General features: G+C 33.0%; 15 protein-coding genes. 11 read left to right on the top strand and 4 right to left on the bottom strand.

The window, feature by feature from the left end; genetic code table 11:
* Positions 1 to 323: 323 nt before the first annotated feature.
* On the bottom strand, positions 324 to 734 hold the full coding sequence (locus F9279_RS04350; RefSeq protein WP_152111562.1) for a GNAT family N-acetyltransferase: 411 nt from the start codon (positions 732 to 734) through the stop codon (positions 324 to 326).
* A gap of 339 nt (positions 735 to 1,073) precedes the next feature.
* Here F9279_RS04350 and F9279_RS26180 point away from each other — a divergent pair, with 339 nt between their 5' ends.
* The 3 genes from F9279_RS26180 (at position 1,074) to F9279_RS04345 (ending at position 2,136) form a co-directional block, all read left to right on the top strand.
* Complete coding sequence (locus F9279_RS26180; protein WP_413463193.1) at positions 1,074 to 1,145, top strand: DUF6980 family protein; 72 nt, start codon at positions 1,074 to 1,076, stop codon at positions 1,143 to 1,145.
* Between the two features lie 290 nt (positions 1,146 to 1,435).
* On the top strand, positions 1,436 to 1,564 hold the full coding sequence (locus F9279_RS25895) for a hypothetical protein (RefSeq protein WP_264298219.1): 129 nt from the start codon (positions 1,436 to 1,438) through the stop codon (positions 1,562 to 1,564).
* 173 nt (positions 1,565 to 1,737) lie between these two features.
* Positions 1,738 to 2,136, top strand: coding sequence for a GyrI-like domain-containing protein (locus F9279_RS04345; RefSeq protein ID WP_152111561.1), 399 nt, complete (start codon positions 1,738 to 1,740; stop codon positions 2,134 to 2,136).
* Between the two features lie 472 nt (positions 2,137 to 2,608).
* On the opposite strand, the gene F9279_RS04340 is transcribed toward F9279_RS04345, so the two are convergent.
* The 3 genes from F9279_RS04340 to F9279_RS24985 form a co-directional block, all read right to left on the bottom strand.
* Positions 2,609 to 4,018: a 6-phospho-beta-glucosidase gene (locus F9279_RS04340; protein WP_152111560.1), complete on the bottom strand. Its 1,410-nt coding sequence runs from the start codon at positions 4,016 to 4,018 to the stop codon at positions 2,609 to 2,611.
* A gap of 17 nt (positions 4,019 to 4,035) precedes the next feature.
* Positions 4,036 to 5,955: a beta-glucoside-specific PTS transporter subunit IIABC gene (locus tag F9279_RS04335; RefSeq protein ID WP_152111559.1), complete on the bottom strand. Its 1,920-nt coding sequence runs from the start codon at positions 5,953 to 5,955 to the stop codon at positions 4,036 to 4,038.
* A gap of 189 nt (positions 5,956 to 6,144) precedes the next feature.
* Positions 6,145 to 6,324, bottom strand: coding sequence for a hypothetical protein (locus F9279_RS24985; RefSeq protein WP_193224444.1), 180 nt, complete (start codon positions 6,322 to 6,324; stop codon positions 6,145 to 6,147).
* Positions 6,325 to 6,655: 331 nt separating this feature from the next.
* Here F9279_RS24985 and F9279_RS04330 point away from each other — a divergent pair, with 331 nt between their 5' ends.
* From F9279_RS04330 to F9279_RS04295, 8 genes are all read left to right on the top strand, one after another.
* On the top strand, positions 6,656 to 6,838 hold the full coding sequence (locus F9279_RS04330) for a hypothetical protein (protein ID WP_152111558.1): 183 nt from the start codon (positions 6,656 to 6,658) through the stop codon (positions 6,836 to 6,838).
* 316 nt (positions 6,839 to 7,154) lie between these two features.
* Positions 7,155 to 8,027, top strand: a complete 873-nt coding sequence (locus F9279_RS04325; protein ID WP_152111557.1) for an alpha/beta fold hydrolase — start codon at positions 7,155 to 7,157, stop codon at positions 8,025 to 8,027.
* A 454-nt stretch (positions 8,028 to 8,481) separates the two neighbouring features.
* Positions 8,482 to 9,516 (top strand): DUF3231 family protein, encoded by a 1,035-nt coding sequence (locus F9279_RS04320; protein ID WP_193224443.1) that lies wholly within the window; start codon positions 8,482 to 8,484, stop codon positions 9,514 to 9,516.
* Positions 9,517 to 9,951: 435 nt separating this feature from the next.
* Positions 9,952 to 10,272 (top strand): PadR family transcriptional regulator, encoded by a 321-nt coding sequence (locus F9279_RS04315; RefSeq protein ID WP_152111555.1) that lies wholly within the window; start codon positions 9,952 to 9,954, stop codon positions 10,270 to 10,272.
* Positions 10,265 to 10,864 carry a DUF1700 domain-containing protein gene (locus F9279_RS04310; protein ID WP_152111554.1) on the top strand — a complete coding sequence of 200 codons (600 nt, stop codon included), beginning with the start codon at positions 10,265 to 10,267 and terminating at the stop codon, positions 10,862 to 10,864. Before F9279_RS04315 ends, F9279_RS04310 begins: the two co-directional genes overlap by 8 nt.
* A complete protein-coding gene (locus F9279_RS04305) occupies positions 10,865 to 11,830 on the top strand; it encodes a DUF4097 family beta strand repeat-containing protein (protein ID WP_152111553.1) in 966 nt (321 codons plus the stop codon). It begins immediately after the preceding gene.
* 389 nt (positions 11,831 to 12,219) lie between these two features.
* Positions 12,220 to 12,858, top strand: a complete 639-nt coding sequence (locus tag F9279_RS04300) for a DUF1349 domain-containing protein (protein ID WP_152111552.1) — start codon at positions 12,220 to 12,222, stop codon at positions 12,856 to 12,858.
* Positions 12,859 to 13,259: 401 nt separating this feature from the next.
* Positions 13,260 to 14,000, top strand: a complete 741-nt coding sequence (locus F9279_RS04295; protein ID WP_152111551.1) for an alpha/beta hydrolase — start codon at positions 13,260 to 13,262, stop codon at positions 13,998 to 14,000.
* Positions 14,001 to 14,120 lie beyond the last annotated feature (120 nt).

Here is a 14,120-nt window from a genome sequence, read left to right as displayed (position 1 = left end):
TGTAGGAATGAGTAGAATCGGAAGAAATTCACTAATGTCGCTAAAGGGGGAGGATTCCTGTAATTTGCGAAGCCTTGGTAATGGTTGAATAGGGGCAGTTTAATGAAATAAGAAATGTTGTTTCTATTAGCCGAATTGTTTCATGTAAATATAAAAAAAGAGGTTCTTAATACAATGCTATCTATTAATAACATAATATAAATATTTGATTGTTGAAGATGATCTCTTTGTCCTGTTAATGAAGTAAATTCATATGTCATAAAAATAGCAGGTTTGCACTTGAGAACAAAAAAAGAAGTGACTTAAACGCCACTCCAATGTTATTATTTCTTTCTTGAAATTTTAAAACCATTTTCTATTTTTTCAAAACCAATTTTAGGATAGTATTCCATCGCAGTAGGTGAAGACAAAAGAAGTAAGGCAACTTCATCCCCAATATGTTCTTTAAGTAATCTTACAAGCTCTTTGCCTACCCCCCTGTTTTGATAATTCTTATTTACAGCTAAATCAGATAGATAACAGCAATAACAATAATCGGTAATAGCTCTGGCAACTCCGATAAGTTGATTATTATTCCAAGCGGTAATCAATACATTAGAATTCTTAATCATTCGTTGAAGTCTATTCAGATCATCAGATGGTCTTTTAATACCAGATGTTTTGAATATTTTTGAGAGTTCTTCTGCTTTAATTGATTCATTTACTTTATAAGAAATTTTATTTATAGATTCCATTTGTCTCCCCCATATGTAAGTAAATTAATTCTATAAACTTTTCTAAAGTCCTTCTTCAACTAACGTATGCATCAAAATCAGCTGCCAATTCAGGTGGCTTTTCTTACGTTACTAAAGGGTAGGTTAGTGAAATAAGGAATGGTATACTTATTTGCGCTAAATAATCTAAATTACATTGATTTTTTGAAAGTGAGAAACAATAAATGCACTTAAAACATTATCTCAATGAAAAGTTTCCAACAGTGGACTTAATTCCTAGTATTTATTATCAATGGGACTCTGACATTCATTTTTCCTGGTAAAATAATTATATTTGATGAAAAAGATAATGACAACGGATTGATAATTCATGATGGTGGTTCTGCAAGTTTAGGAATTGATTTTTGTCCGTGGGCTGAGTCAAAATTATAATATGTTGTTCAGTTACCTGGGACTTACCTTAACTAATAGGGAAGTCATTTCTTCTGACGTAATAGGGGGCAAGATTCCTAAAATAAGTGAAATCTTGCTTATGGTAGAAAAGGGGCAGGATACTTCAAGAAGGAATTTAAACTGTTTGTATTGAACTTATGAATATAAACATATAAAGGCGTGATCCGTATGATATTATACGATAAACCGATTAAAGCATATTTACACAACGAATTAAGTGCTATTGAGGAACATAGCGGTGAACTCATTTATCTTTTTGAAAAGGGGTCGTGACAGTTCTTGGTGAGTTTGAATGTGAGAAGTATGTTGGAGGAACAGCCTGTATTATTTTTAATCAAGAAGATGTTATATCCATTGGAAAAGGAATGCTACGATTTATTGACAAAGAAAGCCAATAAAAAATAAATTTTTTGTATTAAGTGATATGAAGGATATTTAAGTAACAGGGGTTCCTTAAATAAAGTGGAGCATTTCTCTAATATCCGCTATAGTGGCAGGTTTGTAAAATTAGAAGGTGAAATTTGTTTTTTGTAGAATAAAGTAAATAAAAACATCGAAAGGGGTAACTCTATTGAACCTAAACATAATTAAGAGTGTTAGAACTAATAATTTTAAAGATGAAGCTATTATGCAAAAGATTACAGAAATGTGGAAAGAAGCATCAAGTCTTTTGAATAATCAGGATGAGGTTACATTTGGTCTGTATTATGATTACGAGAGTGATTATAAAAGCGATTATACTTTAAGCGTAGCAATAGAAGGTAGTGATAACCAATCCCAAATGAAAATTCCGAACACCAGTAAATATGAAGTTTTTGAAGTGGATACATCAGATGAATATGGAATACTTAATGCTTGGAAGGAGATATGGGGGCGTGAAGAGAAAGGGATTTTGGAGAGAGCTTACTCATATGATTTTGAAAAATATTATCCTAACGGTCAAATGGAGATTCACATAGCAATTAAATAGTTTAAATGCTTGTGCTAACAGGTCTATAGTAAAACAAGAGTATAAGTTAATACTCCAGTAGGAAAATAGGAATGAGTCTATAAATACAGGACATTTCTTATATTATCCAGTAGAATCTTATATCACTTCAAGAACGAATTCGTACAATGCATATTAACGCTCAATCTAGAAGTTAATGCTTATATTTGTTATGTCAAGTGGGTTTTCTTACTTAGCTTTCGGTGCTTTTAACGAAGCAAGGTATAGTAGTTCATATAAAATCTATTTAAGTAAGGGGATTAAAGGATAATCATTCATAATGGAAAGAGGTTTTAATTACTGGAGCAAACCTGAATTGTTTGTAATAGCTGGATTACTTGGATTTAGATTGCAAAAAAACATGGTTTGAATTAATTATGGGGGGATTTACTCCCCCAATGCACAGTTGTTACCTTTTTTGGTGGTTATATTTAGTTCTAATTAACATTATTAATTAAAGAACATCTCCATTTGTTTCTATTACTTTTTTGTACCATTTAAAGCTTTTTTTTCTTATACGATTATTGGTTCCTTTTCCTTCACTATCTCGATCTACATAAATAAAACCATATCGTTTTTTTAGTTCAGCTGTTGAAGCACTAACCAAATCAATTGGTCCCCAAGACGTGTAGCCCATTATTTCCACTCCATCTCCAACCGCTTTTTTCATTTCTTTTATATGTTCCCGAAGATATTCTATTCGATAGTCATCTTGTATTGTTCCATCTTCCTCTAACTTGTCTATGGCACCAAGCCCATTTTCAACGATGAATAAAGGTTTTTGATACCGATCATACAGCTGATTGCATACTGTTCTCAATCCTATTGGATCAATCTGCCAACCCCATTCTGATGATTTTAGATGAGGGTTTTTCATTCCTTCTAGAAGATTTCCGGATGTTTTTCCATCTTGATGTGTTGGGTCAGTGCTAGCGACAAAAGACATATAGTAGCTAAATCCAATATAATCGACCGTATAGTCTTGTAAAAGTTCTAAATCTCCTGCTTCCATTTCGATGTTGATATTATTTTCAGTAAAATAATTATTAATATAAGTTGGATAATATCCTCTCGATTGTACATCAGAGAAAAATAACGTCTTCCTGTCTTGAGTCAATGCAGCAAACATATCTTCAGGTTTTGAGCTATATGGATAAGTAATCATAGAAGCTATCATACAGCCGATTTGAGAGTCAGGAATCTCCTCGTGTCCTGCCTTTACTGCTAAAGCACTTGCTATAAACTGATGATGGGCTGCTTGGTAAATTTCTTGCTCATTTTTATCATCTTCTTTGAATAGGAGACCTCCTCCAGTGAATGGGGCATGTAACAACACATTAATCTCATTGAAAGTCATCCAAAACTTTACCTTATTACGATATCTTTTTAAGATAGTCTTTGCAAATGTTTCATAAAAGGTGACTACTTGCCGATTTTTCCAACCACCATATTGCTCTACAAGATTAAGTGGCATTTCGTAATGAGAAATTGTAACAACAGGTTCAATATTATTTTTCTTCAATTCATCAATCATGTCATCATAGAATTGTAGACCTTTTTCGTTTGGTTGTTTGTCATCTCCATTAGGAAATATGCGTGTCCATGCAATGGAGAAGCGAAATGCTTTAAAACCCATTTCAGCAAATAACGCAATATCTTCTTTGTACTTGTGATAGAAATCAATACCTTCATGGTATAAATTAAACTGTTTCATGGAGAAATCTGGAGAACTCATGATTCCTTTAGGAGAAACATCAGCAGTGGAAAGCCCCTTACCATCTTCCTGATAAGCTCCCTCTAACTGATTTGCTGCAACTGCGCCACCCCATAAAAATCCATCTGGAAATTGTACATTTCTACTCATAAGGTCACCTCTTTAAGTTATTTAAGTTTTGCTTTCACCTCAATAAACTTTTCTCCTACCTTAATTTGCTTTTGATCAATCGAGATAATTTGTTCAAAATCTCCCTGATTTGTAACAATAACAGGGGTAGAGACAACATAACCTGCTTTCGTTATTTCATGTAAATCAAAGTCAATAAGAAGTTGTCCTTTTTTGACTTTGGAACCCAGACTGACATGTGCGTTAAAATATTTCCCATTCAATTCGACAGTATCTAGTCCTATATGGATTAAAATCTCTGCTCCTTTTGTGGAAGTAATACCTATTGCATGGTTTGTAGGAAATAATGCAGTTACAGTACCATCTGTAGGTGAGTAAACTTTTCCTTCATCTGGTTCAATTGCTGTACCTTTGCCGAGTGCTCCAGTTGCAAAGGCTTCATCTTTAAGCTCTGATAATGGGGAAATTTCGCCAGTTATTGGACTATATAGAACTTCATCCGCAATTTGAACTGGTGGTTTAGTTTCGATATTTTCCTTTGTATTGTTACTTGTACTTTCTTCACGGCTATTTCCAAACAAGTAAGTAAGTATAAAAGCCAAAATAAAAGCAATAACAATGGAGATGATTGCACCCCAAAATCCAAAAGTAATCCCTTCTTTAGGGTCTATATAAGTCGGAATACCAAATATCCCTAATCCACCTACCATATATATTTGAGAGTTAGTATAACCAAGAATTCCACCACCAACAGCTGCCGCAATACAACTGATAATAAATGGTTTTTTCAATGGTAGTGTGATACCGTAAATAGCTGGTTCAGTAACACCGAATATGCCTGAGATAAAAGCAGGTATGCTTAATGATTTGTATTTTTGTTGCTTAGTTTTTAACCATACACCAAGAACGGCTCCGATTTGTGCAAAAGAAGCTCCGAACATGGTACCTAATATTGGATCTGCTCCGTGTACAGTTAGATTGTTGATAGCGATCGGTACCAGCCCCCAATGCAAACCAAATATAACAAAAACTTGCCATAATCCACCAACGAATATTCCTGCGATGATAGGACTTAGGTTGTAGAGCCAAAGGGTTGCTTGTCCAATTAATACTCCTGCCCAAGTTGCAACTGGTCCTATTACTAGAAATGTGATTGGTACAGCTATTAATAGAGTAAAAAAAGGTACTAAAAAAGTTTTAACGACATCTGGTATTACTTTTCGGAAAAACTTCTCAAGCTTCGCACCAAAATAAGCTGCCAGTATAATAGGAATGACAGAGGATGCGTAGCTCATAAGAATCACTGGAACACCTAAGAAAGTAATATAAACAGGTGACTGAAAAACAGATCCTGAAAATAATGTGGTAATAGGCGTTCCTGTTGTTAATGTCGTTAATGTGGGGTAAACAAGAGATGCACCAATTACCATCCCAATAAACGTTGTACCTCCGAACTTTTTACTTGCTGTATAACCTAGGAATATCGGGAAGAAATAAAACAATGAATCTCCAAGCGCATTTAAGATTTGATAGGTTCCAGCAGTTGTATCTAGCCAACCCAATGCTAAAAATAATGCATTAAATCCTTTAATCATCCCTGTTGCTGCTAGTACGCCTAAAACTGGTGTGAAAATACTGGATATAATATCTATAAATTGATTAAATATTCCTTGTTTCTTACCATCTGCTTTTTCATCATTAGTTTGGTTATGAAAACCACCGACCTCAACAACAGCCTTATATACATCGGGTACATGATTTCCGATGACCACTTGGTACTGGCCACCACTTTTCATGACGGTTACTACACCTTCCATATTTTTAATGACATCTGTATTAGCTTTACTTTCATCTTTTAACTTAAAGCGTAAACGAGTGATACAATGAACGACACTGTTAACATTTTCCTTCCCCCCTATATTTTGCAAAATATCTTTTGCAAGCTGTTCATATTTCATGTAGTACACCTACTTTCTTGAATTGTATAAACATCTATATTGTGTTATATCGTAGGTTATATTATCCACATATAACTTGAAATCATAAAAAAGGATTCCCAAACAAAGTCTTTTAGAGGATTGCTAGACTTATTGTTAGAGAGATGTTCTTCCTTTATAACTACAGTTAAAACATCATATAACAGATGTTCAAATCTCACCATTTGCAACAGGTAGCGCCTTAAAGCCAAGATTTACTGTTTCATTTCCAACCCATTTTAAAATTTCAATGAGGAAAATAATTTCTGTTTTAACTGGAAATGAAAGTAATTTATTTCTTTGTGTAGAATGATAGAGATAAATATTTTCTATGTGAGTTCGCATTTTCATATTCTGTAAGAAAAAGAGTAATTTTTGTTCTGAAACAAAAAGGGAATTCCTACTTCCTTTAATTAAGGAACAGGAGCGTACATATGTATTTTTATTTTTTTAGAGTACTTCAGCCACTTTTGGAGAAGTATTCCTGTATTATTTGAATGTGGTTCGAATAACAAATGAGATGTTTTCTTTAGTTAAAATGAAGGTTAAAAAGATTAACGATTTGTTTATGAGTTAATGCTCATTTACTGTGTGTGAAACTGTGTATTCAGTGTGGTTATTAAGGAAGCTAGTTGAGGAATTTCTTAGATTAAAATAAAAATATAAAAAAAGGTGGTGTTTTTTGGTGGTAAGCAATGGAGAAGTCTCAGCTAATACAGGAAACATTAGAAATGTAATCTTCTGTATCCTTCCCATTTCTTCCATCGTATTTTTGGTTCCTAGAGTTACAGGGAAAACATCAACCGAAAAATTACCTAAACAAAAAGGTGGGATAAACTCAGTATTACCAAATCCAAATTATTAAAGAATGAAGAGTATCCATTTTTGTTCAAATTTTAAAAGGAAAGTACTGAATGGACCGACTTTAACATAATGAGCACCCTAACTAATTATTAAGTAGCTTTTTCTAATGTTTAAGAAAACAAGGGCTTCGAATCTTTAATGATTTGTATCAAAATTGCGTAGAAGAACAACTAACATAACAAAGTCACTTTCTGCCTATACAATTCGATTGCTCAAACTTAAATGCTTCTTTCTACTTTCCTATCTAATAAAATATATTATGGATTTATGAAACATTTAGTCAAGGAACTCGTAGAATCACTATGGGAGTTGATAGTATGGAACGAACAATCGAGAAATATTCTATAGAAGGAATAACAATTGAATATTCATTGGTCGGTAAAGGAGAGCCAATTTTAATTTTTCACGGTGGTCACTCAAATTGTAACGAAGAATTTGGATATAAATCACTACTAGATAGTGGTTACTCCATAATTACCCCTTCAAGAGCAGGGTATGGAAGAACATCTAAGGAAGTAGGAGAAAGCTTAACAAAGGCTTGTGGGTATTATGTAAATTTACTGAAACACCTACAAATAGATCAAGTTCATGTGATAGCAATTTCAGCTGGCGGTCCAACTGGAATACGTTTTGCGTCTTTGTATCCAGAAAGAGTAAAAAGTCTTATTTTAGAGAGTGCAGTCTCTAAGGAATGGTTGACAAATAAAGACTTAGCGTATAAAGCAGCCCATATTATTTTTCGGCCTTCTGTTGAAGGGATTACATGGAGGGTACTTAGTAGACTTAGTAATCTGTTTCCGAAGGCTATGTTTAAGATGATGGCTCCACAGTTTAGTTCTCTTGACAAAAAAGAGCTCCAACTTAAATCTGAAGTTAGCGATGTTATAGAATTTAAAAAGATGAATGCACGTCAACGTTCTGGTCATGGTTTCCTTATTGATTTAAAGCAATCTAAAGAAATAAAGGACCAAGATTTTAAATCGATCAAAAGTTCAACTCTTATTATTCACAGTGTAAATGACGGTTTTATTTCACTTGAACATCCACAGACTGCTCAAAAAAAAATAGCGAAATCAGAGTTATATTTAGTGGATACATGGGGACATTTAATTTGGATTGGAAAATCAGCAAAAAAAGTTAACCAAAAACTGATATCTTTTCTTAAATCTCAAAGTAATATGGTTCCTTAGCTGTAACTGCCAAATGGCAGCTTATTTTTCTATATATGTGTCTCACATAGATGTGAATAATTGTACTTAAATTATAGAGGGCTAAGTGAGTGAAAGAATAAACATAATTAAAATTTTGTTTACTACCAGTATCTTGTTCTAAGCGTATAAAAGCAGATAAATAGAAGAAGAATCCAGGAGAGAATAAAAGTCATTATCCTATCTAGGAAATGGCTTTTTTGTCTACTTACAAAATAATGAACACTAAGACTGGATTCGTTATTTTAAAGAATTCTTATATATTTTTAGTGTTTCATGTATATGAATCTTTGCTTTTCTGTCTTGGAAATCAATAAAGCACACTTTAAGTTTCTATACATCTTACATATTTTAATGAAAAATAGGAAAAGTAAAGGTTATATACATATTAATTTAGTAACATTAAGTAATGTAATTTTTGAAAGGAAATGATTCTGTGATTGGCTTAAATAAAAATGGCAAAACAACTCATAATTCAAGGCTTACTGCCCCTGAAATTGCAAATCTTTGGACACAATACCAAAATGACACGATGGCTATCTGTATTTTTAAATACATGCTTCATATTGTTGAAGATAAATCAGTCCGCCCTATTTTACAATTTGCTTTAAGCTTAGCCGAAGGACATATTATAAAAATAAAAGAGTTCTTTGTGGCAGAAAAATTCCCTATTCCACATGGTTTTACGGATAAAGATGTTAATCTGGAGGCTCCTCGTTTATTCTCAGATGAATTTAGTGTGACTTATACATACATAGCGAGTATTCATGGCATGGCAGGATATGCAGCTGCTCTATCATGCAATATGAGAAGAGATATCCGTGATTATTTTGTTCAATGTCAGAATGAAACAATGGACCTTTTTAACGATTCTTTAGATTTACTTTTGGAAAAAGGAATTGCATCAAGACCGCCGTTTATTAATCCACCAACTAGCTATGAGTTTGTTGAGTCAAAAAGCTTCCTGCAAGGCATTCTTGGTGGTGAAAGGCCACTAAATTGTATTGAAATTAGCAATATATATTGGGATATAAAAAAAGGACAGTTGGACAGAGCTTTGTGTATTGGATTTTCCCAAGTTTCTAAATCACAGGAAGTGAAGGATTTTTTATGGCGTGGGGTAAAGGTCATCAGTAAGCACGTTGAAATTTTAGAATCATTATTGTCAAAAGAACAGCTACCTTCCCCAAAGTCTGAGGAATCGGAAATCACTAGTTCAACCGTTTCCCCTTTCTCTGATCGACTTATGATGTATCAAAAAATGGTGATAGGCTCTACACAACTGGGACTTTACGGTACAGCAATTGGAACAAGTCAGAGATATGATTTAGGAGTGAATTTTTCTAGATTATTATTGGAACTAACAGATTTTCTGAAAGATGGTTATAAGTTAATGATTAAAAATAATTGGGTGGAACAAGTGCCGTTAGCAGATGATAGGGCAAAACTCTCTGGTCAGAAGAAAGATTAAACACACTTTATCTTCATAGCTATACAGAATTGTATATTTTTATTAGGAAGTTATCATAATCTAACATCTAAAGGGTACTTTCCTTTTATTTAAGGGAGGTGCCTTTTTCTTATGTAACGATAGAAGCAGACTAATGATGAACGATTAATGAAGCCAATTTATAATGAAAGCATTAAATGGAATAATGTTTCATGCATTATAAAACCTTTCTACTCCTCTTTTGAAAGGTTTTTTGTTTTTCGCTATTTCATTAAAATTAATGTTTAATTTGTGGCGGAGATCAGGATGAGGCAAGGCAAATCAATTTGAACGCGGCTAAATTATCCAAAAATAACCAAATTTAGAACTTGACGGTAGGATGTTATACGGCGTATAATATGATTATTCTAATACTATATAACGTATAATATTATATATTGGAGGTGTTTTTATTAAATGTCTTTCCAGCTTGGTTCCTCATTACTTGATGCATGTGTCCTTGCAGTCTTGGTAAAGGATGATGCATATGGCTATTCACTCACTCAGCAAGTCCGAGAAATTATGGATATTTCTGAATCAACACTTTATCCAGTACTGCGCAGACTACAAAAACAAGGATTTTTAACAACATATGATCAGCCATTTCAAGGGAGAAATCGGCGCTATTACCGAATAACAGCCAGTGGAATAGAGAAGTATCAAGAACTTCTACAAGAATGGTTGGTGCATAAGCAAAAAATCGATTCCGTATTATTAGGAGGTATAAAAGGTGAATAAAGAAGAGTATTTAAAAAAACTCCGATCGAAAATTAAGAAATTGCCAAACGAAGAAATAAATGAAGCGATAGAATATTATCATCAATATTTTGAAGAAGCAGGTGAACAAAATACTAGTAAGGTTATTGCGAGATTAGGATCCCCAGCATATGTAGCATCTCAAATTTTAGCAGATTATGCTATCAAAGATCTGGATGCTCATAAAAACACTACCAAGAAAAACTTCTCCGCCATTTGGTTTATTATCTTAGCTACCATTGCTTCTCCCATTGCTCTGCCATTGGCTCTTGTCATCATACTTTTAGCATTAACTTTATTACTAGTTTGTGGTGTTACTATACTCACTTTTTTCCTACTTGTAATTGGATTACCAATTACGGGTATATTCAGCATTATTTCTGGAGGTGCAGTAATAATGCAAGATTGGGAAACTTCGATTTTCTTTATAGGTTTAGGATTCGTAACAGTTGGTTTAGGAATACTTTTATTTTCTCCTTTTGTCCGATTCTCTAAAAGTGTTAGCTCTGGTATTGTAAAACTCCTGAAAAAAGTACTTGATAAGTTTAGCAACAAACGCAAGGAGGCAATGTAAATGAAACAATTTAAAAGGCGGAGTAAATTAATTGCTAGCGGATTAATGGTGATGGGTGTTCTACTCGCTGCAATCGGCTTTTTCTCTGGGGCGAAATTTTCTATTATCCAAACAGATGATGGCTTGAAAGCAGTTGGTAAAGAAGATAGAAAACAAGAGGAATGGGACTTAAAAGAATTTAAGAGTTTAGAAATTGATGTGGCAGATGCTGATATAGAGATAATTCCTTCTGAGGAATTTCGACTGGAAGTAGAGAGAATGGAAGGTAATGAAATTACTCAAGAGGTTAACAATAACACACTCATTCTTAAAGAAAAAAATACTAAATCTATATTCTCTTTTAGTATGAATCTATCAGGCAACATTCAAAGGACCATTATTAAAGTGTATATTCCTAAAGTATCAGACCTTGACGATGTAAATATTGATAATAAATTTGGTGATATAAAAATGGATGGAATGAATATAAATAACTTGTCTATTCAATCCAATGATGGGACTGTAAATATAAATGAGATAAAAGCGAATTCACTGACTGTGCATAACAAATTTGGCAATATTACGGCATCGAATGTCAATACAACCGAAATTACGCTTGAAAGTAATGATGGAGATATTAATTTAAGTAAAATGAACATTACTAAAAATGCAGATTTTATTAACTTGTTTGGAGATACCACTTTACGCGATTTTACTAGTAATGGGACGAAAATCGAAAGCACAGACGGTGAAATAAATATTAATGGAGAGTTATTTGGTCAATCAGTAATTGAATCTAATTTTGGTGATGTTCAATTAGCATTGGCAAACAAAGAATCAGAACTAAGTTATGATATCCACAATAGTTTTGGAAGTATTATGGTTAATGGGACAGAACTTGTAACCAAATCTTCGAATTCTGGGCAGAGTGAGGATAAATTAAATATCCGTTCTAAAGATGGCGATATTGACGTTACCTTAGAATAAGGAATGAGTATTTTAAATATTAAGTGAGTAATAGAGGGAACTCTTTAAAAGTCACTTAATGGGCTATTCTCAATTTATCACCAAGCTATTATAAAAAGGCTTTCCATTTACATATAGGAAGCCTTTTTATTATGTTTCTATATAACAACAAGTACATGGGAGAAGGGGGTAGTTCACTTAAACGAAAGATTGACTTGTAAGGAGATAAAAAGAATAATTTATTGCAATAAGGTATATAGTTATCTGTTCTTGATAAGGAGTGGGATAGATGATAAATTAGTAATAATTATTTGAATAATCACAAAAAAGAATTGATTTGCACATGAAGTTTTAAATTGTAGGTTAAAATGGTATTACTATAAAACAAAAGTAATTACTGGGGGAAATACATGGATAAAAATAGGATTCTTTATGAAAACTTTGAGAGTGAACATTTAAGTGACATGCTAGAATGGCAAAGTGAGCCAAAAGAATGGTTTGTGGACAAGACTTCTTCCAATCTTGTATTAAAAACAGATGAAGGAACAGATTTTTGGCAAAGGACCCATTATGGTTTTCAAGTGGATAATGGTCATTTTTTATTTGCGAAAACAAATAAAAATTTTAGAATGACTACTAAAGTGAAAGCTCTGCCTAAGTCAAAATACGATCAAGCTGGATTGATGATTCGCTTTACAAAGGACGTATGGGTAAAGACCTCAACAGAATATATTTCATCTGGTTTCAGTAAACTAGGGGCAGTAGTTACAAACGATGGTTACTCTGATTGGTCAACCCAATATATAGATAGTAAAGAGGTACATACATACTATCGGATATCTAAGATAGAAAAGAATTGTTATGTTGATTTTTCATTAGACGGAGAAAGTTGGAATCAAATTAGGATTGCTCATTTAAATATACCAGATGATGCGATTTTGCAAGCTGGCTTATATGCTTGTAGCCCACAAGGAAAAGAACAAGAAGTTTGTTTTGACTTCCTTACAATAGAAGAACTTTCTAATAATCCAAAAGATGCTTATTTATAAAAGAATCCATTTTAGTGGTTATGGATACTTTTCAATGAAAGGCAAATAAAAGATCATTCCTGCTTCAGTGAAGCCTATTTAATGTACTGTCACAAGTTAGGTTAGTGCTCTTTTTTAAGCATTATAGTAGCAATGTTCCTGTCATAAGAGACCGATAAAAAATTAAAATATGTAAAAGCTTACGTTTAAAATTAAATGCACAGAACGTTTTCGTATAGAAACGTGAGACTTTTGAAATTATAGAGAATAATTGACTATTCATTTATAAATAGTAACTATCCATATATGCTCTAAGGTTTGAATTTGCTTCTTACATACCCATAATCGCACTACCTCAATGGGGTATTATCCTTTTTGTTTATATATAGGATTGTTCATTTCAGAATAAGGGGGTAACGGATATGGTACGAATTAGCGAGCCAAAACCCTTCTACTACAAAGGCGGTTCTAAAGCGGTATTACTTTTACACTCTTTTACAAGCAATACGGTTGATATGAAAAAACTAGGTAGCTTTCTAAATAGAGAGGATTATACTTGCTATGCTCCTTTGTATAAAGGACATGGTTATTCGGCTGAACATTTAATTTTATCAACTCCAAGGGAATGGTGGGAAAGTGCAGAAGAAGGGTACAATTTTTTAAAAAATGAAGGTTATCAGCATATTGCTGTCATTGGTGTGTCATTAGGTGGACTATTAGCACTAAAGCTTGGTCAGAAAATGAATGTTACAGGTATAGTTACTATGTCTGTTCCATATAAGAATGAAGTGTTTTCGCTAAAAAAACGTGTACTATCTTATGCAAAATACTATAAACAATCGCAGGGAAAAGAAAAAGATAAAATTTCGAAGGAAATAGATGCGTTAGAAGTTAATTCAACAAGTAGTTTATTGCAATTCAAGGATTTTATTGACTTAACTATAAAAGGCTTGCCTCAAGTGAAGCAGCCAATATCTATAATGTACGGAGAATTAGATAACCCATTATATAGAGAAAGTGCTAATTATATATATGAAAAAGTATCTTCTCTTCATAAAAGGATAAAAGGTTATTCTAATTCAAAGCACTTGATGACATTAGGACAAGATAAGGATGCCATTCATCAAGACATTCTATCATTCCTAGAGTCTTTAGAATGGTAATATTCATAGATGTAGTAGAGAAATAATCAAATTTTTATCTTTGATTATTTCTCTTTTTTTGAGTATATTTTTATTTTTACTCTCTTTACGAAATTGCTCTACATTTGCTTCCATAGATGG

Source organism: Bacillus sp. B1-b2 (genome assembly GCF_009183415.1).
Lineage (GTDB): Bacteria > Bacillota > Bacilli > Bacillales > Cytobacillaceae > Niallia.
The sequence above is the reverse complement of the archived record's forward strand: the minus strand, read 5'-3'. Positions and strand labels throughout refer to the sequence as shown.